This window comes from Nostoc sp. MS1, assembly GCF_019976755.1.
Taxonomy (GTDB): domain Bacteria; phylum Cyanobacteriota; class Cyanobacteriia; order Cyanobacteriales; family Nostocaceae; genus Trichormus.
The window spans coordinates 6,537,878-6,559,717 of record NZ_AP023441.1; the positions used below are offsets into that span (position 1 = coordinate 6,537,878).

Genomic DNA, 21,840 nt, shown 5'->3' on the forward strand with positions numbered 1-21,840 from the left:
GATACTAAGTATATTAAGAGGGAATATCTCTACTTTGAGATTGTCAATACTATACTTTTGATAATAATGGTTTCATCATTATTAAAAATAATAACAACTAATACAGTTTAATTAGATACTATAATTGAGTCATAAAAGTAAATTTTTATAAGTAAAATCTGAAAATGTATCTATAATTAGCTTTTTTAGTCAATTTTTAGCGATAACTCAATACGGTTCAGATAAGAATGGTTTACCCCCGATAAATGGGATGTAGAGATAAATTAAATTTTTCATCATTTTGCTATGCAATTTAGTCTGAAATGAACTGTATTGGACGATAATCTACTAGTCACAACAATGTATAAGTTGAATCCTTATTCTAGCAATGTTAGTTAAAATTGAGGTTGATACTATTGTTGCTTAGGTGTAGTTAGCAACCTAAACATTAATTAACTACTTAGTAAAACAATGAGGATAATGCCATCTAGTAAATTCTTTCACATTAGCTATAGTCAGAAAATCAATCGTTTTAAATTGTCTATCAATAGCAGGTAAACTACATATCTTAGCACCAATGCTTAAGTATGCTTGTAAAATATTCGGAATATCTACATGGCATAAATCAGGGCTTTTTTGGGGTATATCTAAATAATAACTAGATTGTGGACATACCAATATTCTTTTATGAGTTAAATTATTTTTTTTAAAATAGTGATAAGCACAAGCAGCTTCCCAAGGCGATTGAGTTAATAGTGAAGCGCAACCAAAGAAGTATTTACTACAATTTAAAATTAAATAGTTAGTTAATCCTTCCCATAACATTAAAAGTGCTTGCAGACTGCGATATTCTTTCGCTATACAAGCACGCCCAATTTCTACCGATTTTTGTAATATATAAGTAGGAATAGCTTGGAGGTCAAATATATCAGCCGAATCAAAACCTAAGCCTTGAGAAGCCATTTGATAAGTTTGCATTCTATAAGTACCTACAGTTTTACCTGTAAGTTTAGAAATTAGCATCAAATGATGGCAAACTGTATCAAATTCATCTTGATCCATTTGCGTTAAGTTAGAAGTAGGAAGTCCTAAATTGAGTTCTACATTGAAAACCTCAAATCTGAGGTGAAAAATAGAGGCTAATTCTTCTTCCGTCTCAGCAAGCTTGAGAATATATTTATCAGTTTCTAGAATGGGAAAATCTTTGACGGTAGTAGGAGGACGAAGTGGGTAATTAATGTGGCGATATGAAAATTCCATCTGTCTTCCAACTTAAAATTATAAAGATATCCTAACTTTGAAGATTTACTGGCTATACAAATAGACAATCTTGTGTATTGACGTATCAAAGCGAAATTTATGCAAATTTCGACAACAAATTACTCCAGCAGAGATTCAAAGGATAATTAGCTTTTATTATGCGCTTAACTCACAATTAAAATCTGGCACTACGATACAGAATTTCTGGAATATCAAGTTTATATAACTCGTCTTGCTGGTCACGCTTATTTTCTCATGATGAAAACTGCCCTAGAGGATGCCTAGAGCAGTATGAGAAAAAGAAGGATAGATTTTATTGATGAGACTTTGAAGATTTTAGCTCTGGCTTGATTCAGCCACAGTAGTTGCACCGACTGCCATTACTGGAGACCATTCACTGACGCGGTTGTCATCTAAAACGGCTCGCACTCGATAACCAAGCTGAATCTTGTGCATCAATAAGATTAATTCACGGTTGAGTAATCCTTGTGATTTTTGGTTTTCATTAGATGCAGCTTGGATACGAAAACAGCGATCGCTTTGACGTTTCAACTTGGGAGATTTCCCTTCCACAAGCACTGTTTGTAGCTCGTATTCTTTAGCTTCGGGATATGGTTCCCAGCACATTTGCCAGTAGGTTGACCAGCGAATTAACTCTGATGGTAATTCCTCGACCTCATCCGACAATGTAGAGACAAGTCCGGTGATTGGAGGTTGTACAACTTGAGGCTGATTTGAGGTGATTTCAGCAGCTAAAGTTGAACCGCCATCAACACCTAATATCAGTCCAAATATCAAAGTGAACAACACAATCAATCGTAGGCATTGTAATTGCACCGACAAGATTTTCCGATTCATAAATTATGCAAAAGTCAGTTGCTTACCACTCCACAGGTGCAATCAGGCTGCCGTTGTCGGCATAAATTACCCTAGAACGGACATGAGTTCTAGGAGGTAATGTAGAATTAAAGACTGCGCTTCTTTGCCCAAGTGCTGATCTTTCGCCAATCCTGGCACGGAATATAACAGAGTTCGGCCCTAAACCTACGGCATCACCTACGCTGGTTTCAGGGCCATTAGCAACACCATTGACAACCTGCCTACCGCCATGAACTAGAGAGCGAGGCCCATAACCAATTCCATTACCAAGAGTCAAACTAGTGGTTTCTAAAGCGTGAAATACAACATCGTTTGCCATCCCAGCAATTGACCCAACATTAAAAGGTTGACCCTCATCAGCACGCAGCGAAATTCTATTACCTAGTTTGTGTTGGAGGTTTGCTAAAGTATCTTGAAAAGTGAGATTGCCGATGATGCGGTTACGATAGTTTGGATCACGAGTTGCACTTCCACCTATCTGCGGCAGACCGCCAGGGTTAAAAGAGGTAACTGGGGCGTAATTTATCCCTGTTACGTTTGTCAAATCTGCCCTAGCTAATTCTGTATAACCTTTGGCAAATGCTTCATTAACTTCGATAATACCTTCCATCAATGCAACGTCTGCTTGTGTTAGGTTGGCGACTTTCCCTAAGAGGCCGCTATTAGCTTCTAGGTTAGTTGTGACGTTTTTACCAGGTAGAACAACTTTACCGGCGGGTAAAGTAACACCAGGGCCAACTCGTGCGAGAAAGTTAACTACTGTGTTTCTTTCTACAGTTGCACCATCTATTTCACAGTTGAAGGCGAGAAATGTCTCTGGAGTAGTGTTGCTGAACTGAGTATTGGTAACTGGGTCAGTGAAAGGACCAGTTGAACCCTGAGTTCCGACTTTAGCTGCGCCTTTAATAACGGCCATGTGTGCCATAATCACACGTTCGCCAATCTGCACTCCCGCTCCCGAAGCGATGATTTTCACCTGGTCTTGAGCATTAGAATCTGCTGCGATGCTAATAGACCCATTAGTAGCGTTTAACTCAGCAAATGGGGCAACATAGACTTTTTCGCCCAAGGTTATATTTGTAGGATTGGTAATTGTTGCCGTTGGGTCAACGAAACTAGCTGACTCGGAAGGCGCTGTACTTGGGCATACAGGTAGGTTTCCGAAAGTAGGATTACACGTTCCTCCTGTGGCTAGTGCGGGTTGTATATCTATCTGTATGCTAATCGCAAACGCAAGGATAATCGCAGTTAAGGCACTAAAAACTGTGCGAGGTTTGAACATAGAAAAAATGCTCCTCACGGGTTCTGGAATATTTGGTTACAGTAAAATCTGCGTTGATGAATGCGAGATGTGTTAAGGCGATGTCTGGCGACAAGACGCAGAACATCTATACAGGCTGATAAATTACCAAAAACTATACTGCAACAGCCTATATTTAGACTCTTTTTCTGTTGAGATATTGAGACAAAGAATTAACCGGCCCAAAAACCTGCTAAGTTATAGACTATTTGCAGAATAGTTGATAACAACACGCCTAAAAGTGGAACTGAAATTGTCGTTGTCGCCCCAGCAACAGCATCATTGTAGACAGTTTCCCAAGCATCAGGCCCGGTAGTAGATTGTCCATAAACTTTTGTAGTTACGGCCAGTGTGAAGCCTAGCACAGTTAAACCAGCTAGTATTGTGCGACGTTTCAACATTATTCTTTGATACCTAAATAGTTTGCCAAGTTTATTTGGTAGGATAAATCGAAAAGCTAAAACAAAAGTTTTAACTTTTCGCTTTACCTAACCTAATAACTCTCAAATTCTAGTTTATGAAGACTTAATTGCTATCAGCAGCAATTAACTGTTTATTGTACGATAATTTGCTTCATGAAACTAGATAATTATAAATTAGTAAAAATTATACTTTTGATATAAAAATTAGTTAATCTATTATTTATAACTTTATTTCTACCCCATAAAAAAGGAATATAAAATCATCTCTCTTTTGATAGATATTTAATTTATCCCTTAAGGTATAGCATTTATGTACTTTTTTATGTTGTCTTGTGTCTATTATATATTTTCTATATTTATAGCTCTTTTTTTATTTTGCTCTGGTCTAATAAATAATTCTTTGGGTTATAGTATACGTGGTAGTTTATTCTTTGATTAGGCATTAGCATCTGCTTTTCTACTAGCAATTTAAAATCTTTTTTTAATAGCTGTTTCAAACATTTTTGAAACAGATGGATTGGGTGTAGAGCCGTAACATATCAACTAAAAGGGAAGTAAATAAAATTCGTAACCCGCGAGTGAAAGTTTAATCACAAATTACGAATTACGAATTACTAATTAATTTTGTTGAGTATTATTGTAGCGAACCCTAGTACCAGCCCAAAGCAACTTTTCGCGCAGGGTTTGATAGTAGGAGTTGTTTTCCCGTAGCACAATAAACTTAGCTCGACAATCAGCCATGCGGATATCAACACGATGTGCAGGCCAAATCGAAGTAGCTAATACTCCATCCATCCACAATTTAGTACTTAAATCATAGTCTCCCAAAGGCCAAATACTTACAACCGAACCTGCGGGGAGAACAATAGGACGACTAGAAAGACTCATGGGACAGATGGGGGTGATGGTAAGGGCTTCCATACCATCGTGCATGATGGGGCCGCTAGCGGAAACGGTGTAACCAGTGGAACCTGTGGGTGTGGAAACAATCAAACCATCGCCTACGTATTGATCTACTACCTCACCATCAATTTCCATTTCTAGGATAGAAGTAATCATGCGATCGGCTGAAGCAGGTTTGACGCAAAATTCATTCAACCCCAAATATATATCTGTGACTGGTTCCAAGTTCGTCCGGTGTCCCTCATACACTGCCGCTTGCAACATCATCCGCCGTTGAATAGCGTAGCGGTCTTCAAATAATCTGTCCCAAACTTTTTCTGTATCTTGAAATTCCTCAACTGATTCAGTCAAAAAGCCCAGATGACCCCCTACATTCACTCCGAGAATGGGGATACCGGCTGGGGCTAAATGTCGGGCGCTGGTTAAGACTGTACCATCGCCACCTAAGACAATTGCCAGGTCGATTGGTTGGCTAGCTGAAGCCAAAAACACCGGATACGGGTTATCTTTTGGCCCGCTAGGCCCCATCAAAACCTGACAATTGCGATTTTCGAGTTGCTTGGCGCAGAGTTCTGCCCATCGTTTGCTTTGAGAGTCTCGCGCCTTATAAGCAATGATTACCTGCTTGAGTTGCACACGCAATTACCACTTCAGGAGATTAAACTGCTCCATATCGACGGTATCACGGTTGCGATAAATGGCAAGCACGATCGCCAACCCAACCGCCGCTTCAGCAGCCGCCACAGTGATCACAAATACTGTGAAAACCTGACCTTTAATTAATGTTGAGTCAAGGAAGTTGGAAAATGCCATTAAATTCAGATTAACAGCGTTCAACAGCAATTCAATTGACATCAACACACGCACAGCGTTCCGGCTGGTAATTAAACCATAAATGCCTATGCAAAATAAAGCTGCTGCAAGTAATAAAAAGTACTGGAGTTGCATGAATCCTCGCGTTTCTTCTGAAAAATCTAGCTTTTTAATTATTCTTTAGTGTCGCTACCAGTGCCTACCAATTCTCTAGGACGTTCTGGCAATGTCAACACAGTTTGGGTTAAGTCTCCTGGTGTAACTTCTGGCAAATACTCACGACGTGCCAAAATAATTGCTCCCACCATAGCCATTAACAACAACACGGAAGCTAGTTCAAAAGGTAATAAGAAATCGCTAAAGAAATGCTCACCAATCAAAATGATGGAATCTTCTCCAGATTTAGGAGTAGTTGAGTAAGACCAAGGCGTAGCCAATATCATCGTACTCAACAGCGCGAACAATCCCACGCTAACGATCGCTGTCAAGATTTTCCGTACACCCGTACTAGTATTGGGTATAAAATCTTGGCGCTTGTTCACCAACATGATGGCAAACAGAATGAGTACGTTTACCGCACCTACATAAATCAATATTTGGGCGGCTGCAACAAAATCACCATTTAGCAACAGGTATAATCCGGCAATGCTGATAAATACACCACCCAGCAAAAAGGCAGAATAGACGATGCTGGTTGCTAACACCACACCAAGGGCAGCCCCAATCAACATCGTAGCTAGTATGCCAAAGGAAACAACCTGTACTCCTTCCGCTAGATTCACTGTTTTTTTCCTCTGTTAATAGTCAATGGTCATTAGTCATTAGTCATTAGTCCATAGTCCATAGTCCAAGGCAATAAATCATAACTGAGTTTGTCAGTTGCACTAATCCTATAGTTGATAACTATGGACTGTTGACTATGGACTGTTGACTTTTGACTTTGGACTAAATTCATTTTTCAGTTTGTTCTACCAAGTCTTCTGGACGTGCGCCAGGGCGGGGGGCATTGGCGGGTAGATCGTGGGGGTCAAGCACACCTTTGGGTAGGTAAACTAGTTCCCGTAGTGGTTTCACCATTGGGTCATCGGTTACTTTGTAGGGCAGACGACCTAAAGCCACACTATCATAGTTGAGTTCATGGCGATCGTATGTTGACAGTTCATATTCTTCTGTCATGGATAAACAGTTAGTCGGGCAGTACTCGACACAGTTACCACAGAAGATACAAACACCGAAATCGATGCTGTAGTGGTTGAGTTTTTTCTTTTTGGTGGCTTTGTCAAATTCCCAGTCCACTACAGGTAAGTTGATGGGGCAAACCCGTACACAAACTTCACAAGCAATACACTTGTCAAATTCGTAGTGGATGCGACCACGGAACCGTTCCCCAGGAATTAATTTTTCGTAAGGGTACTGTACAGTGACAGGACGACGGCGCATATGGTCAAAAGTTACAGCTAGCCCCTGACCAATATAACGACCAGCTTGTACTGCTTCTTTGGCGTAATCGCCAACTTGCTTCAGGAACTTTAGCATTGTGTGTCTCTCTCTTCTCAATTTTGGATTTTGGATTTTAGATTTTAAACTCAATCCAAAATTTAAAATCTAAAATCTAAAATTGGCTTAACCGCCAAAGGCGACGGGAAAGGCAAGTTTCAGGGCTGCGGTTAACAGTAGGTTGACTAAACCAACTGGTAGCAAAAACTTCCATCCTAAATCTAGCAATTGGTCAATCCGTACCCGTGGTACTGTCCAACGTAAGAGGATGGCAGTAAATATTAAAAAGTAAGCTTTGAGTAAGGTCATGGTGATACCCAAAGCAGCGTCGATTACCTGTAATGCCGGATTTGCTTCGCTGACACCTACCCAACCCGCTAATAAATTGAGGGGAATGGGGAAATCCCAACCGCCCAGGTATAAGACTGCTACCAACAGAGCCGAAAGCACGAGGTTCACGTAGGAACTGAGGTAGAATAGGGCGAATTTCATCCCAGAGTATTCGGTTTGATAGCCTGCTACTAGTTCTTCTTCCGCTTCGGGTAAGTCGAAGGGCAAACGTTCGCACTCTGCTAGGGCGGCTATCCAAAAGATGAGAAAACCCAGAGGTTGTCGCCAAATGTTCCAGCCCAGAATACCGTAGCCTGATTGTTGGTTAACGATATCCACGGTATTGAGGCTATTCGACATCATAGCGATCGCCAATACACTCAACGCCAAAGGAATTTCGTAACTAATTGACTGCGCTGCTGCCCGTAAACCACCTAACAAAGAATACTTATTATTAGATGAGTAGCCAGCCATCAACAAGCCAATAGGTTGGATGCTAGATAAAGCAATCCACAAAAATATTCCTGTACTAACATTAGTGATGACAATATTCTGTCCAAAGGGAACAATTAGATAGGACAGAAATACTGGCAGGACAACAATAATAGGGCCGAGTGTAAATAGCCAACGGTCAGCCTGCGCCGGGATGATATCTTCTTTAAATACCAGCTTCAGACCATCCGCTACTGGAGCCAACAAGCCCAAAGGCCCAATGTATTCAGGGCCTATCCGTTGTTGTGCGGCTGCTGAAATCTTCCGTTCTAGCCAAACACAAACCAGTACGCCTACAGTTGCCCCAATGAGCATAAGGATCATCGGCAGAGGCATCCAAATCGCTTTAGCCGTTCCTGGCGGGATTCCTAAATCCGTTAGAGATTTAATAAACGTTCCTTGAAGGTCTATTCCTGAGTTCATGTTTTCGCTCTTTAAGTCATCAAGTTATGGTGGAGCTACAATCATTAGTTAAACTAATACCTGCAACTTCACCCATTAATATCTCTGCTGAGATGACACCTGATTGAAGATTTGTTGCCATATCCCATGCCTAGTATATCCTTGGATGGTTTGAGGCTTTTGCATCTCTATGAGAACTTCTACTTATGGGTAGGATTGAGATGAACTATGGGGATTGGGAATTGGGAATTGGGAGTTGGGAGTTGGGAGTTGGGAGTTGGGAAAGTAAGATGAACCTTCTTCTTGTATCTCTGTATTACCAATTACCAATTACCCATTACCCTAACCAAAGCATCACAAAAACGCCGCTTCCATTTTGGCGACGGTTATTTGCTTGCTATTGATTTACTGATTCCCTATTGTGGGTGGAAGTTAATTGTGATGAGTGTCAGCAAGTTAAGAACAATTTATAGTTCTCTCCCTACTCCCTACTCCCTACTCCCTACTCCCCACTCCCTAAGCCTTAACGCTGCTCAATGGGGGTGTAATCGACGCTGTGTTTACCGTTATAAACCTGGGTAGGACGGAAGATACGGTTTTCTTCGAGTTGTTCTTTCCAGTGGGCTAACCAACCAGCAACACGAGCGATCGCAAATATTGGTGTAAATAAGTCGGTAGGTATTCCCATCTTCCTGTACACCAAACCAGAGTAAAAGTCAACGTTAGGATAAATCCCTTTATGGCCTAACTTCTCTTCCACCACCCGTTCCATTTCTTGGGCGATGTCGTAGTACTTGTCCGCGCCAAACTTAGCAAATAACTGCTCTGCCAGTTCTTGCAGAATTGTTGCCCGTGGGTCTTTGACTTTGTAGACGCGATGTCCAAAGCCCATGAGCTTTTCTTTGCGTAGCAACCTTTCCTCTACATAAGGGCGGACATTTTCCACAGAGCCAATTTCTTCCAACATCTGAATTACTTCTTCATTGGCTCCACCATGTAATGGCCCTCCCAAAGTTCCCACAGCACTGGCAACCACTGCGTAGGGGTCGGTCAAGGTGGAAGCTGTTACCCTCGCGCTGAAGGTAGAAGCATTCATTGTATGCTCAACGTGGAGAATCAAGCAGACATCGAAGATTTTTGCCGCCAACGCATCCGGTTCTTTCTCGTTGAGCATGTAGAGAAAATTGGCGGAATAATCTAAGTCATCGCGGGGCTTTACGGGGTCATTACCTTTCCGCATTAACTGAAATGCTGCTACCATCGTCGGAATAGTGGCTATAAGGCGCACTACAGCATCCCGAATGTAGGCAGGGTTATGTAAGTCCCGGAGCGAATAAAACAAGCCTAAAGCCGCAGCAGAGGCTTGGAGAGCGTCCATTGGATGACCGCTTTCGGGGAAGCATTTCATCATATCCCGAATCCGGTATTTAATCCGCCGATGCAGGCGGACTTCTTGCTCAAACGCTTGCAATTCTTCTTTTGTTGGCAATTCGCCCCAGATTAAGAGATAAGCAGTCTCCAGAAATGTACTTTTCTGAGCTAATTCCTCAATCCGAATGCCACGATACTCTAGTATTCCCTTTTGCCCATCTACATAACTGATACTCGATTGGGCTGCGGGAATGCCTTCTAAACCAGGCTTGTATTCGCACACCGTCATGGCAACACCATTTGCTTAGTGAAATATCTGATCAAGCTAACTTACCAGAAATAGTTACCGCCATAACAGTAGACTAACTCACAACAATTCTTGAAAAAAAAGTTGCAAAACTGTCATAGCAAGTACCTGGGCGGTGTCAACCAGAACAACTGACTACGACCTACAGGTGAGCCTATTTCTGGCAGTTTTACTCCGATCATACCTGCTTTTTTCAAGACTATGCTGTCTTTGGCTTCCCCCCAGAGGAGAATTTCTGCCCAGTTGCTTAAACAAGGCTCATGTCCCACTAGGGCAATTTGGGCATTTTGGGAGAAATTTTTCGGTTTTAACCAATAATCTAGCCAATTATAAAGATGGCCATTTGGTGCAAGATGATTAGATTCTTCTAGATGAGAACTAAGTCCAGTCGCTAACAGGATTTCTGCTGTTTGCCGAGCGCGAATTAAGGGACTGGTAACTATTAAATCAAATTCAAACTCCAGTTTCACCAGACGATGAGCGACTTTCTCAGTCTTTTGCCTTCCTTCCTTGGTGAGCGATCGCTCTTCATCTTTTATACCAGCTTGCTGTTCTTCAGCGATGCCGTGACGAATGAGATATAGTTCCATAGTTTGCAGTGTAAGCGATCGCCATACCTATCTTGCCATAAGTTATGAAGGTGAGCGATCGCTTTCATCTGTGGAAATATCTTGTTTACCTTGTGACTGTGTTGGCTTAATTGATTGATACAGCGAAAATCTATCCCTAGTATCTCTTGCCAATTGATCAAAGGTAATACAGATGACTTTGTGGGAGTCTACCAACACTTTATTTAAACGCCACTCTAATCTAGCTTTATCAATATCGGAAATAAAAGCATCCCTACCTATTACGAGAATGCCGTAAATTTCTATATTTTCACTGCCGAAAACAGAACGAGATAAGGAAGAAGTTTTATTATCGTCAAACTTCCAAAACCAATCAATTATTTGGCTAAATCCATGCTCAAACCTGGGCGACCATTCGGATGTACTTCTTCTTAATTGATTTTTTATAAAAATACTATCTTCTGTTGCATCCTCAAACTCAACAAAACAGTAAGCGTTATTAATATCATCTCCGACTACTAAATCAGCCCGAAAATCACCGAAAAAAGTAAACTCATGTTTAATTTTGTTAAATCTTACAATCTGAGGAACATAGAAACCAATAAATGCCGACAAATGAAGTCTCTGTTTAAAGAAAGGAAGGATATCTTGATTTTCTTTTAGTTCTCTCTTACTTTTCAGTAAATTTTCAAATTCTTCAAGCTCATATTGACACTGCTTAATGTCTATAGTAAAAGTATCTAAACCTTTCATGCTTTAACTTCTTTCACTGAACCAAATAAATTTTCAATTCGTTCATAATTCACTATGTCAATAACAGTTATTTTTCCTGGTTCAAAAGTAAAGATAATTTTATATTTACCTGTAGATGCGAGCAAATAAGGGGTGGATTCCAACTTATGGGTCTGAATTAGTGAACAATCAGGAAATTCCTCTAAGCAATGGATAGCATCTATAATATTTTCTTTCTCTTGATGTTCTAAAGCATCAATTGCTATTTGTGCCTTCTTTTGAATAACTATTTCATTTCTTTCTATTTGTAATTTATCTTGCTGACTATCATAATTTTCAATCAATAGTGAAAGCTTATAATCATGATTATCGAATCTTTCTTTTTGCAGATTCTCACTTTTCCATTCTTCTAATAAATCACGTAATAAATTATCAAACTCCTGCACAACTTGCAAATCTAATCTTTCTTTGTATCCATGTTCAAGGCGGTTACGGATTACAAAACAAGTCTCTATAATCTCAAATTGAGAAAATGATAACTCTCCTAAAGAGTACATATATTTCAGCAATACTATGGTTGGAAAACTTTCAACAGGAATAGACGCATCAATTGCTCGCTTTCTTAAAGCACCCTCAACAATAATCCACAAAAAGAGAAATGCTGGCTCAATTTCCTGATTTTCGACAAGCCTATGAGCTTGGTCAAAGCGATTAATTATCTCTTCCCAAGAAGGAAATTGTTCGGATGTTCCTGGCAATGATTGAGCTTCTATATCTTCAAGCGTTACTAATAAAAAACGCCACCCTGGATGCTTACTAACTTCCTGTGATACAGACCTTAAACGCTCCACAGAAATTCGATTTATACTGTTTTTTACTTCAATTACTAAACCTGAGTTATCTTTAATAGCAATAATACTGGGTTGGTAATTACCCCAATCAAAGGGCAGTCGCTCAGTATTAGGTTTAATCAAAACACGATAACCTTCTTTTGTATACCTTTGTGCTAGAGATTGTAATTTTTCTTCCTGTAAAGTTTTAGTAGTGCTATTCATAGGTATTTTCCTCATGTTGAGACTCACTAACTTTTACATAAACACTCTCTTGCTTTGTTAATAAACTCGATAGCATTGCATGTATTAGCATCATAGATGACAACCCAAATACATCCATCGAACCAGAAATAAACCGACGATGACTATCTACATCTGATATTAAACTATCATTTTCAAACACTAGACCTACGAGTGCATCCTGAATAGGTTTAATAATATTATCGGTATCAAGTGGGTTTTCATCACAAAAGTACACTATCGTTAACTGTAAGTTAGTGTCTTGAATTGGACTGTAAGCTTCCCAAAACTTTTTAACTTCAGAACGCACAAAATTTTTCCATTCCTTAAGACCTTTTGACTTTGCTTGGCACGAAACAGGTCTTCTAAAAATGACAAACTCAAAAGGCAAGGGTATTACTGACATTCTAAATCCATCTTTCAATTATCACTGATAAAATTACAATCTTTATTACATCTTAAGCTTTAAATCTTCAGTATGCTTACGTTATATAAAATGTATGTATGCTTGTGTTGAATCACATCATAATTATAGATGGCCAAGAAATTTCTTTCTTGGCTTTAATTTCAACTGCTTAAAAGTAAAGAAATGCTTACTCCGATTGAATTGGGTTATCTTTGGGATTAACTAATCTCAACAATTTCTGCTTGATTTGAGCATCAAATACTTCCCATTTCATCCTGGCATAAGCAGAGTTTTCGTTACTACCAGATAAGAAACCCATCGGAATTTCAAAGCCGCCAGCGCCTGTTCTTCCACCACCAAAGAATCTACCTGTACTATCTTGACCAAAGGCTTCTTTGATAAATTCATCGGGGTCTAAGGTTAGTTTAGTCGTCCTCAAGGAACCGATGACTACTTCTAATTCGTCGTCTTCGTCGTGGACAATGCCGTAAACTACAGCAGTGTGGACGTTTTCTTCAGTCACGAGGAAATCTGCGGCTTGGGGGATAGCGTCGCGGTCGTCGTAGCGCAAGTAACCAACGCCTGCAATAGAGAAGTTGTTTTGGACGATGCGATTTTTGAGCGATCGCTCGATCACATCCATCACCCGTTTAGAACGGTTTGCCTGTAAAATGGCGTTTAGCAGTTGGGCATCATAAAAGCGGCTGAGATAGGCAGCTGCCATAAAATCTTCTTCTTGCGCCTGCATCAGTCGATTTGTATCTGAACGCAAGCCGTGCATCAAAGCTGTCGCACATTTGACGTGCTGGCCGATGCTGCTATCTAAGCCCAATAAACCAGTTTGGAGATATTGAGTAAAAATTGTTGCTGTCGCGCGTACATAAGGACGGACATCAACAAAATCGGCTTTTAAATCGCTCTGCAAGCTGTGGTGGTCAATCACAGCTACTAGAGGAATACCCGCCTGCTGTAATGCTGACAATAGCTGACTTGTTGTGCCTTGGTTATCAATTAGCACCATACCTTGATAACAGGATAAGTCTTTACTTTTGAGGGTTTGCGGTGTCCAACGCTGGGCGGGTAAACCAGTAAGTTTAACTAGGGCGATATTTTCTTGGTGACTTAAAGTCCCAGCATAAATAATCTCACACTTGATATCGTATTGCTGGGCAATTAATTGGTAAGTCCACGCACAAGAAAGGGCATCTGGGTCGGGGAAGTCTTGCAATATAATCAACTGACGCTCATGGCGATGTAACAGTAGCGTCTTTTGCAATTCTTCTGATTTTTGAAAGGCAAGGGAATTATTACGTTGCCCTATATAAATACCTACTCCTTCACCTGTGGATGCTGGCAAGGATGGTTTAGTAATGGTCACTTCTGCTTCTTTGTCTACTTCAGGTTCTTCAGGATTTGGCTCTTTAGTCAATGAAAAACTCTCAGACTGCTTCAATGAATGATTCAATTGCATATGCAAAGTTTTTGTAAATGTGAGGTTCCATTGATTTGTTCAGAGATATTGCCATCAGCAATTGACTGATTTAACCCCACATTCTGATCTTCGCAAAAATCAAGCGATATGGGGATACATATCTCGGTATATTTTTTGTCAAGAACATAAGTCAGCAATTTGATAGATTTCACCATAATGCTGGTAAAGACGCTATAGTCTTGAGGTGGCATTTTAAAGGCTGATCAATCTTTGTTATATTTAGGTTGCAAAATAAAGCTATTTGCTATCACAGCTTTTGCTAGTTCCGTTGCAACGGATGGTTTGATATTGCAAGATTTATATCTTTACTTATCACTCCCACTAGGCATATTTTTTACATTCCCCTAGTTTACCTTCATGGGGGTGTCGTTGAGGCTTCATATTTGAGTCTATCCTTTGCTCGACATGAATTTATGCTCAAGGTTATATTGACTAATATTCAATTTTACAGTTAGTTATATTCTTTAGGCAAAAAGGTAGTTTGTATAAATTTACTACCAATGGTCTTAGACGGCAGGAAGCAGAAGACGCAAGGGAGCAGAGAGTATGGAAGAGGAAAAATACCCCTGAACCCTGCACTTCATCTCCCTGCTTCTCTCACTAATCACTCAGCACTGTTAAGTTAGAAGCTAAAAGTGAATTATTCTTCTCCAGCTTTTTATCTTTCAACCTGTGGGTACTTTAGGAGAAAGGCTTTGGCGAAAGTTTTGTTGTATCTATCCAGCACTATGACAAAAATTTAAAAAAATTAGCGCTTTAAAGTTGTTGATTATTAATTTATATGTTAATATAAGAGGCTGTTGGCTATTTAAAGGGTTAATCGCGTACTCACCTACAACACATGTAGGCACAATATCCTTTAAAGGATAGAGGCACAATCGAAATTGATACCCAGCTTAGTACTTGGGCTTAATCTTAAGCTGATAAAGTACTACCAACTAGACAAGCAACTATAACACCTATTTTTAGGTGACAAATCAACTGGGTACTTAAGGTTATTGTGTTAGTGTCAAAGTCCTATAACATATTTTTGCCACTCTTGATGCAAGCCACTCTTCAAATGTTTGCTGACCTCGAAATAGAGGCTGCTGTATGGTTGACGAGGCTGATGGCGCAGAGGCATTCGTGCCTCTTGGGGTGTGCGACTGCCTTTTTTGACATTGCAACGGACACAAGCCGTCACAATATTCTCCCAGCTATCACCACCACCGCGCGATCGCGGAATCACATGATCCAATGTCAGCTCGTCCCCGGTATATCCACAGTATTGACAAGTATGTCCATCACGATGCAGGATATTGCGGCGAGTTAGTGGAATTTCCTTGTAAGGAACGCGGACATAATGACGCAACCTTATTACAGTTGGTAACGGAAAGTCAGAGTAAAGAAACCTGCCGTTGTGTTCCACACGTTCTGCTTTGCCCTTGATTAACAGAACCGCAGCACGCCGCCAGCTCGTTATATTGAGCGGTTCGTAAGAGGCATTTAATACTAAAACCTTCCCCATTGATCAAGCTCAAGGTATTAGTTTTACATATATTAACACGATTTTCCTCTCCTTGGGGAGGGGAGGATAAATTATACTTTCGAGATAATTTTGGAGAAGTGGCGAGTGGGAGGATGAGGGAGATGAGGGAGATGAGGGAGAGGGGGGAGCCTGACAGGTGTAGGTTTTTTACAATTAGGAGGAATTGAAGCAAAAGAAATCGTCAACAGGAGTATGAGGAAAAGCACTCCAACTGGGAAGATGAATAGGAAGATGGTTGAGTAAATCAGCAATCAGGGTCAACAGGCCTAACAAAAAACAAGAAATCTGACGCTGAGGATGAAGGTGGAAAGGCTGAGAAAAGACAACATGTCGAGGTGGAAGTTGTTCGAGAGTTGGGGGAGAAGATTGATTTTCCGCTTCGCCCCCCAGCATCACCATCCAAAGAGTGGCAACAGCGATGGCTAACCACAAACGTTCAGCACGTTGTGGTGAGAGCAAACGAGTATGATGCCAATCCCAACCATCTCCTTTGACATCCCGATAAACACATTCTGTAGAAGGACGTAAACCGTACCAGAGTGCAGAGGCGCTCGTGGGTTCAAGGTCAGTCAAAATCAACCAAGGGTCTTTGTAACCAAAATCCCAACGGGCAAGCAATGTACATTCAACGGGATTGGTGACAAAGCAAATAATTCGACCTGACCAAGATGTTCCAGGGGTACAAACCACATCTTTTAGTGGATGCCATGTATTCCCAGATGGCAGGCGATAAGTTCCTTGATGGTTAATACGTAAAAACGGATGCCAGCCAGCAGCCACAATCAATTCATACAACCAACAAGCATACAGTCCTCTGTCAGCAGTGACTATGACATCAAACTCAGTTGGGATGGCATCTTTGATTGCTGTGAGCAGATTGTGCCAATGCCCTTTCCAACTTCCTGGCTCATGTGCTTTGACCACACACCATGCTATCGGGATTCCACAACCCGCCAAGAGTATGTTTACTGATAAGACTACAAACTTATTGCCGATACTGGTTGCGTCTAGTGCTAGCGCAATACGCTTGATATTGGTAGGTAGCAAACTGATCACCCATAACAGCAATGGCGCAAAACAACTACTTACATCTAGAGTCCGACGATGAAGCCCTTTTTTGGCAGAGGCTTCCTCATACCATTCTTTTAATCTTTGACGTACTGTATTTGCCTTTTCTGAGTTGACTTGAGCTATGAATTTTGACACTTTGCTCAAGCTACTTGATCTTGTCATCACTATGCCAAAACTCCATGTTGCCAGCCCTACCACTTGTGGTAACGTCAGATGTGGCATTTTCTGTGACACTATATTTGTCCATTGTTTGAGGTACTCATTTTTCAGCATTTGAGCCTCTGTTTCACTTTGTCAGTCTGCTTTTATTTTCTGTCAAGCGTGAATGAATGCTCACACTCTTGTAAAAAACCTACACCTGTCAGGAGGGGGGAGCAGGGGAGAATAATTAAATGACTATGGACTATGGACTAATGACTAATGACCAACGACCAATGACTAATGACTAAAAAATTTCCCAAGTATGTTGTATCTGTTGCGAAATGCGGGTTAAACTTCCTGATTAATTCTGATGTGATTATCAGAGTTTTAAATACAACTGAAGCTATTGGCTTTTAATTACAGGGTGATTTATGAATCTTGTTGACGGTTAACGGTTAACAGTCAACTGTCAACAACCTAAAAGCACGATGGCTGAGGACGTTAAAAAGCTAAACAGTGGTGTTATAAGAGGAAGTTAAAAAATGTTAAGCCGCGAACAAGCCTCTGGTATGGCTGCTCATCAACAGTGTGATACCTATGCTTGGTTTTCTCAACGTGCTTGGGTGGAAATTGATTTAGAAGCTTTGTCTTACAATGTGCAGCAACTCAGGCAGTTTTTATCACCGCATACTCAGTTAATGGCTGTAGTGAAAGCAGATGCTTATGGTCATGGTGCGGTGACGGTGGCACAGACAGCACTACAAGGGGGTGCTAGTTGGTTGGGTGTGGCGACTGTTCCAGAGGGTATCCAATTGCGGGAGGCGGGGATTAAAGCGCCTATTTTGATTTTAGGGGCTACTTACACACCAGAACAAATTCAGGCGATCGCGCAATGGGAGCTTCAACCAACTATCGGTAGTCCTAAACAAGCTTTGATATTTTCCAATACATTGGAAACGATACAACACGATTTACCCATACCTGTACATATCAAATTAGATACAGGGATGTCTCGATTGGGTACTAATTGGCAACAAGCTGGGGAGTTTGTGCAGTTAGTAGACCGTTTACCCCATTTGGATATTGCTAGTGTTTACTCGCACTTAGCAACGGCAGATAGTCCAGATACGAAGATTATGGAAGAACAGCATAGACGATTTGAGGAGGCGATCGCGCAAATTAAAGCTTTGGGTGTGAAAATTCCTAGTCTGCATTTAGCCAACTCCGCCGCCACCCTTACAGACAAGCGCCTACATTACAATATGGTACGTGTGGGTTTATCTGTATACGGACTCTACCCAGCGCCTCATTTACAGAAAACAATCAGCCTGAAACCAGTTATCCAAGTTCAAGCGCGAGTTACCCACGTTAAAACCATTGTTGAAGGAACTGGTGTAAGTTACGGACACCAATTTATCGCCCCTTGTGAAATGCGCCTGGCGGTTGTGGGTATTGGTTACGCTGATGGTGTACCACGTAATCTTTCCAATAAAATGCAGGTATTAATTCGCGGTCAGCGAGTACCGCAAATCGGCGCGATTACTATGGATCAGTTAATGATAGATGTGAGTGCTGTGCCAGATGTGCAAGAAGGGGAAATAGTTACTTTACTAGGGGAACAGGGTAAAGAAAGAATTACGGCTGATGATTGGGCAGAGAAGTTAAATACTATCTCCTGGGAAATTCTGTGTGGGTTTAAACATCGTCTACCCCGTGTGGGGGTGATGTAATTTAGGTTTGGGGAATTTGTTATGGATTTTTAACTATTCCCTATACCCTATTCCCTGATAAATGTGTTATGCTAGGATAGTTGCATAAGCGGATGTGGCGGAATTGGCAGACGCGCTAGATTTAGGTTCTAGTTCCGAGAGGAGTGAAGGTTCAAGTCCTTTCATCCGCATAAATTACAGATTATAGATGTAAGAGATAAGTGATCGCTTTGATTAACATTTCTTGGTCAACGGGTTTGGTGAGATGTTGTTGAAAGCCGGCGGCTATTGCCTGCTGAGAATCAATCTCCCCAGCATAGGCGGTGAGCGCGATCGCCGGAATTTGCCCGCCTTTTGTCGTAGGTAAAGTACGGATTTGCCGAATTAGGGAGTAACCGTCTATATCGGGCATACCAATATCGCTGACTAATATATTGGGTTGAAAGGATTCTAGGGTTGACAGCACTTCCTTGGCAGAGGTGACGGTCATGGTTTGCGCCCCGTACTGAGTAAGCATAACTGCTATTAGCTCACGGGCATCGGGTTCATCATCTACAATTAGGACGCGAATCCCGGTGAGGTCGGCTTCTTGAGCGAATACTGCTGCTGAACGTGGGACTTCTGGCTCAACATTCGCCAAGGGCAAGTGTAGTGTAAAGGTCGCCCCTAATCCTTCGCCTGGGCTGTCTGCTGTGATTGTGCCGCCATGCGCTTCAACCAACTGACGCACAATCGCTAAACCCAATCCCAATCCGCCGAACTGGCGAGTTGTAGAAGCGTCTTCTTGGCGGAAGGACTCGAAAATATGAGGTAAAAAGTCGGATTTGATACCTTTACCTGTGTCTGTGACAGTGAGTTGTGCTTGATCACCGACTCGCTCTAATCGAATATCCACCCGGCCATTATGGGGAGTGAACTTAATGGCATTAGATAGGAGATTCCATACTACTTGTTGGAGTCGCACTGCGTCGCCGGCTACCTGACCAATTTGTGGCAGTACTTGATGAAGGATGATGTTTTTGGCTAGGGCAGATGTCCTCACAGTATCAATCGCTGCTTCAATGACAAAGACTAAATCAACGAAGGCTATTTCTAAGGTGAGTTTGCCCCGGAGAATCTTGGCAATATCTAGTAAGTCGTCAATGAGTTGGGTCTGGAGTTTGGCGTTACGTTCAATTGTGGCTAGGGCTTCAATCGTTTTTGCCGGAGTCAGCTTTTGCTTTTGCAAAAGTCTTGTCCAACCCAAAATGGGGTTGAGGGGGGAGCGTAATTCGTGGGAGAGAACCGCCAGAAATTCATCTTTGATCCGATTTACCCGTGTGAGTTTTTCTGTTTGTTGTTGTAGTGAGGTGAGTAGCTGGGAACGCTCTAGGGCGATCGCAATTTGATCACAAATAGCTTGAAATAGGGATTGTTCGGCTGGGGTAAATTGGGTACGGCTGAGGCTACCAAAACTCAACGTGCCAAAAAGCTTGCCTTGGGCAATTAAGGGTTGGCTGGCACAAGCAGTTAGCCCTAGCGATCGCGCTAGTGCCAATTTAGGATCATCTGATTGCTGGATATCTCCTTGGACAATTTGGCAACGCTGTTGAGCGGCTGTACCACAAATCGCTTTCCCTATTTCTAACGATTCTATTTGTTGAGCTACTTCCTGGGAAATACCGCCATAAAATGTTAAATATAATTTCTGTTGCTGTTCATCCAGCAGGTAGCTGAGGTAAACATCGACCCCCATGAGATCCTGGAGTTTTTTAAATATACTGTCCACCAGGGCTAGGGGTTGGAAAGAAGAGAGTAAATCGCGGCTGGTTTCGTACAACAGTTGGATATGTTGATTACGCTCTTGCAAGGCTAATTCGGCTTGTTTGCGATCGCGTAGCGCGGCTTGCCGTTCGCTGATATCCACTGTTGAGCCGATAACACGAATCACCTGCTCCTGCTCGTCTCGAACTAAACAACCCCGCTCCCAAACATCTACCCAATGCCCATCTTCATGGCGAACCCGGTATTCTGCTTCATAAAGGTAATTTGGGCTGGCTAATAATTCGGGTAACTTTCCTTGCAAGCGAGCCATATCATCGGGATGAATCCGTTCACGCCACCAGGTGGCACTGAGTGGAGCATCTTGAGGGTGAACGCCGATGAGGTCAAATAATTTCTCGGAACGATACACCTCGTTTGTCAACAGGTCAAAGTCAAAAATCAGCCCATCGACTGCTTGTAAGACTAGGCGGAGTTGTTCTTCTAACCGCTTTTGGTGGTCAATATCAGTAATTGTCCCAATCCAACCTGTAATTTTTCCTTGGTGGTCTTTTGTGGGTATTCCTCGTGAGATGAACCAGTGATAAGCACCATCCCATCGGCGAATCCGGTACTCCATCTCGAAGGCTTCTTCACGACTAACAGACTGACCCCACTTTTCTAAGGTGCGATCGCGATAGTCCGGGTGAATTGTGCTGACTCCTGCCAAACCCATTGATTCAGCTTCACCCAAACCGCTATATTCATACCAGCGTTGATTCCAGTAATTCACCGCTCCTGTAGCATCGGCAGTCCAAACCATCTGCGGCATTGCTTCTGCCAGATTTTGATAACGTTGTTGACTAGCTTGGAGGGCGGCTGTAAATTGGTTACGCTCGGTGATATCTAAAAAAGCGCCTACCGACCCCCGCAGTTCATCGTTGTCGCCCCGCAAGGGAGCGGCGTAGGCTAATAACTGGCGTGCTGTGCCATCAGGTAGCAAAATATCAAATTCGATATCTCGCATATCTACACCCTGCCTGGCGGCAACCTGCATAGGCAAATCGTCGGCGGGAATTTCCTGTTCGTTGCGGAAAACGCGGTAAGCAGGCTGTTCGTGAGGTGGCGCACTCTTGGAAATATTCGCACCAGGACTCACATCGAGTAATTGCCGGAGGTAGGCATTACATTGAACTGTGGCACAGTTTGGGTCAGAGGCGATCGCAATGCCCACAGGAATAGTGTCTAGTAGGGTTTGTAGTTCCGCCACTCGATTGAGCAAATCCCGATTGAGTTGTCCAATGGCTGCCTCAGCCTGCTTTTGCTGCATGACAGTTGCGGTAATCTCGCGCCAAGATGCGACAAAGCCATCGTTCAGCTTACTGGCACGGATATCAAATGCCCCCCGCATTTACTGCATGAAA

The 21,840-nt window shown here is 41.9% G+C and carries 19 protein-coding genes and 1 tRNA gene; 2 read left to right on the plus strand and 18 right to left on the minus strand.

Translation table 11 applies throughout. The annotated features are described in order from the left end of the window. Positions 1–435 precede the first annotated feature (435 nt). From NSMS1_RS28290 to NSMS1_RS28370, 17 genes are all read right to left on the minus strand, one after another. Complete coding sequence (locus NSMS1_RS28290) at positions 436–1,239, minus strand: GNAT family N-acetyltransferase (protein ID WP_224087949.1); 804 nt, start codon at positions 1,237–1,239, stop codon at positions 436–438. Between the two features lie 336 nt (positions 1,240–1,575). Beyond that, positions 1,576–2,097, minus strand: coding sequence for a hypothetical protein (locus NSMS1_RS28295; RefSeq protein ID WP_224087950.1), 522 nt, complete (start codon positions 2,095–2,097; stop codon positions 1,576–1,578). Positions 2,098–2,119: 22 nt separating this feature from the next. Beyond that, positions 2,120–3,400: an acetyltransferase gene (locus NSMS1_RS28300; protein ID WP_224087951.1), complete on the minus strand. Its 1,281-nt coding sequence runs from the start codon at positions 3,398–3,400 to the stop codon at positions 2,120–2,122. Positions 3,401–3,591: 191 nt separating this feature from the next. After that, positions 3,592–3,819 carry a hypothetical protein gene (locus tag NSMS1_RS28305; protein WP_224087952.1) on the minus strand — a complete coding sequence of 76 codons (228 nt, stop codon included), beginning with the start codon at positions 3,817–3,819 and terminating at the stop codon, positions 3,592–3,594. Between the two features lie 639 nt (positions 3,820–4,458). After that, positions 4,459–5,379, minus strand: coding sequence for an NAD(+) kinase (locus tag NSMS1_RS28310; RefSeq protein ID WP_224087953.1), 921 nt, complete (start codon positions 5,377–5,379; stop codon positions 4,459–4,461). A 6-nt stretch (positions 5,380–5,385) separates the two neighbouring features. Beyond that, entirely contained in the window at positions 5,386–5,691 is a 306-nt protein-coding gene (gene nuoK / locus NSMS1_RS28315; RefSeq protein ID WP_006199065.1) for an NADH-quinone oxidoreductase subunit NuoK, read from the minus strand. Between the two features lie 38 nt (positions 5,692–5,729). Beyond that, positions 5,730–6,338 carry an NADH-quinone oxidoreductase subunit J gene (locus tag NSMS1_RS28320; protein WP_224087954.1) on the minus strand — a complete coding sequence of 203 codons (609 nt, stop codon included), beginning with the start codon at positions 6,336–6,338 and terminating at the stop codon, positions 5,730–5,732. A gap of 169 nt (positions 6,339–6,507) precedes the next feature. Beyond that, on the minus strand, positions 6,508–7,092 hold the full coding sequence (gene ndhI / locus NSMS1_RS28325; protein ID WP_224087955.1) for an NAD(P)H-quinone oxidoreductase subunit I: 585 nt from the start codon (positions 7,090–7,092) through the stop codon (positions 6,508–6,510). An 87-nt stretch (positions 7,093–7,179) separates the two neighbouring features. Continuing rightward, positions 7,180–8,298, minus strand: a complete 1,119-nt coding sequence (gene nuoH / locus NSMS1_RS28330; protein WP_224087956.1) for an NADH-quinone oxidoreductase subunit NuoH — start codon at positions 8,296–8,298, stop codon at positions 7,180–7,182. 502 nt (positions 8,299–8,800) lie between these two features. Continuing rightward, on the minus strand, positions 8,801–9,937 hold the full coding sequence (locus NSMS1_RS28335) for a citrate synthase (RefSeq protein ID WP_224087957.1): 1,137 nt from the start codon (positions 9,935–9,937) through the stop codon (positions 8,801–8,803). Positions 9,938–10,050: 113 nt separating this feature from the next. Further along, positions 10,051–10,545 (minus strand): phosphohistidine phosphatase SixA, encoded by a 495-nt coding sequence (gene sixA / locus NSMS1_RS28340; protein ID WP_224087958.1) that lies wholly within the window; start codon positions 10,543–10,545, stop codon positions 10,051–10,053. Between the two features lie 42 nt (positions 10,546–10,587). Then, on the minus strand, positions 10,588–11,277 hold the full coding sequence (locus NSMS1_RS28345) for a Shedu immune nuclease family protein (RefSeq protein WP_224087959.1): 690 nt from the start codon (positions 11,275–11,277) through the stop codon (positions 10,588–10,590). Next, positions 11,274–12,311 carry a hypothetical protein gene (locus NSMS1_RS28350; RefSeq protein WP_224087960.1) on the minus strand — a complete coding sequence of 346 codons (1,038 nt, stop codon included), beginning with the start codon at positions 12,309–12,311 and terminating at the stop codon, positions 11,274–11,276. Before NSMS1_RS28350 ends, NSMS1_RS28345 begins: the two co-directional genes overlap by 4 nt. Next, entirely contained in the window at positions 12,304–12,753 is a 450-nt protein-coding gene (locus tag NSMS1_RS28355) for a RusA family crossover junction endodeoxyribonuclease (RefSeq protein WP_224087961.1), read from the minus strand. Before NSMS1_RS28355 ends, NSMS1_RS28350 begins: the two co-directional genes overlap by 8 nt. A 169-nt stretch (positions 12,754–12,922) precedes the next feature. Next, positions 12,923–14,206: a DHH family phosphoesterase gene (locus tag NSMS1_RS28360; RefSeq protein ID WP_224087962.1), complete on the minus strand. Its 1,284-nt coding sequence runs from the start codon at positions 14,204–14,206 to the stop codon at positions 12,923–12,925. Between the two features lie 1,030 nt (positions 14,207–15,236). Further along, positions 15,237–15,734 carry an HNH endonuclease gene (locus NSMS1_RS28365; protein WP_067770367.1) on the minus strand — a complete coding sequence of 166 codons (498 nt, stop codon included), beginning with the start codon at positions 15,732–15,734 and terminating at the stop codon, positions 15,237–15,239. Positions 15,735–15,908: 174 nt separating this feature from the next. Further along, entirely contained in the window at positions 15,909–17,099 is a 1,191-nt protein-coding gene (locus tag NSMS1_RS28370) for a transposase (protein ID WP_224085836.1), read from the minus strand. Between the two features lie 410 nt (positions 17,100–17,509). Between NSMS1_RS28370 and alr the strand changes: the two genes are divergently transcribed. Both alr and NSMS1_RS28380 read left to right on the plus strand, forming a co-directional pair. Beyond that, positions 17,510–18,697 carry an alanine racemase gene (alr, locus tag NSMS1_RS28375; protein WP_224087963.1) on the plus strand — a complete coding sequence of 396 codons (1,188 nt, stop codon included), beginning with the start codon at positions 17,510–17,512 and terminating at the stop codon, positions 18,695–18,697. An 88-nt stretch (positions 18,698–18,785) separates the two neighbouring features. After that, positions 18,786–18,867 (plus strand) — tRNA-Leu (locus NSMS1_RS28380). Positions 18,868–18,878: 11 nt separating this feature from the next. Here NSMS1_RS28380 and NSMS1_RS28385 read toward each other — a convergent pair. Further along, positions 18,879–21,827 (minus strand): PAS domain-containing protein, encoded by a 2,949-nt coding sequence (locus NSMS1_RS28385; protein WP_224087964.1) that lies wholly within the window; start codon positions 21,825–21,827, stop codon positions 18,879–18,881. Between the last annotated feature and the right edge of the window lie 13 nt (positions 21,828–21,840).

Bases quoted from the DNA above. Each gene is read 5' to 3' on its own strand.
- NSMS1_RS28300 (WP_224087951.1), bottom strand. From the start codon at position 3,400: ATGTTCAAACCTCGCACAGTTTTTAGTGCCTTAACTGCGATTATCCTT.
- NSMS1_RS28295 (WP_224087950.1), bottom strand. From the start codon at position 2,097: ATGAATCGGAAAATCTTGTCGGTGCAATTACAATGCCTACGATTGATT.
- NSMS1_RS28335 (WP_224087957.1), bottom strand. From the start codon at position 9,937: ATGACGGTGTGCGAATACAAGCCTGGTTTAGAAGGCATTCCCGCAGCC.
- alr (WP_224087963.1), top strand. From the start codon at position 17,510: ATGTTAAGCCGCGAACAAGCCTCTGGTATGGCTGCTCATCAACAGTGT.
- NSMS1_RS28305 (WP_224087952.1), bottom strand. From the start codon at position 3,819: ATGTTGAAACGTCGCACAATACTAGCTGGTTTAACTGTGCTAGGCTTC.
- sixA (WP_224087958.1), bottom strand. From the start codon at position 10,545: ATGGAACTATATCTCATTCGTCACGGCATCGCTGAAGAACAGCAAGCT.
- nuoH (WP_224087956.1), bottom strand. From the start codon at position 8,298: ATGAACTCAGGAATAGACCTTCAAGGAACGTTTATTAAATCTCTAACG.
- nuoK (WP_006199065.1), bottom strand. From the start codon at position 5,691: ATGCAACTCCAGTACTTTTTATTACTTGCAGCAGCTTTATTTTGCATA.
- NSMS1_RS28290 (WP_224087949.1), bottom strand. From the start codon at position 1,239: ATGGAATTTTCATATCGCCACATTAATTACCCACTTCGTCCTCCTACT.
- ndhI (WP_224087955.1), bottom strand. From the start codon at position 7,092: ATGCTAAAGTTCCTGAAGCAAGTTGGCGATTACGCCAAAGAAGCAGTA.
- NSMS1_RS28370 (WP_224085836.1), bottom strand. From the start codon at position 17,099: ATGCTGAAAAATGAGTACCTCAAACAATGGACAAATATAGTGTCACAG.
- NSMS1_RS28365 (WP_067770367.1), bottom strand. From the start codon at position 15,734: ATGGGGAAGGTTTTAGTATTAAATGCCTCTTACGAACCGCTCAATATA.
- NSMS1_RS28360 (WP_224087962.1), bottom strand. From the start codon at position 14,206: ATGCAATTGAATCATTCATTGAAGCAGTCTGAGAGTTTTTCATTGACT.
- NSMS1_RS28350 (WP_224087960.1), bottom strand. From the start codon at position 12,311: ATGAATAGCACTACTAAAACTTTACAGGAAGAAAAATTACAATCTCTA.
- NSMS1_RS28385 (WP_224087964.1), bottom strand. From the start codon at position 21,827: ATGCGGGGGGCATTTGATATCCGTGCCAGTAAGCTGAACGATGGCTTT.
- NSMS1_RS28345 (WP_224087959.1), bottom strand. From the start codon at position 11,277: ATGAAAGGTTTAGATACTTTTACTATAGACATTAAGCAGTGTCAATAT.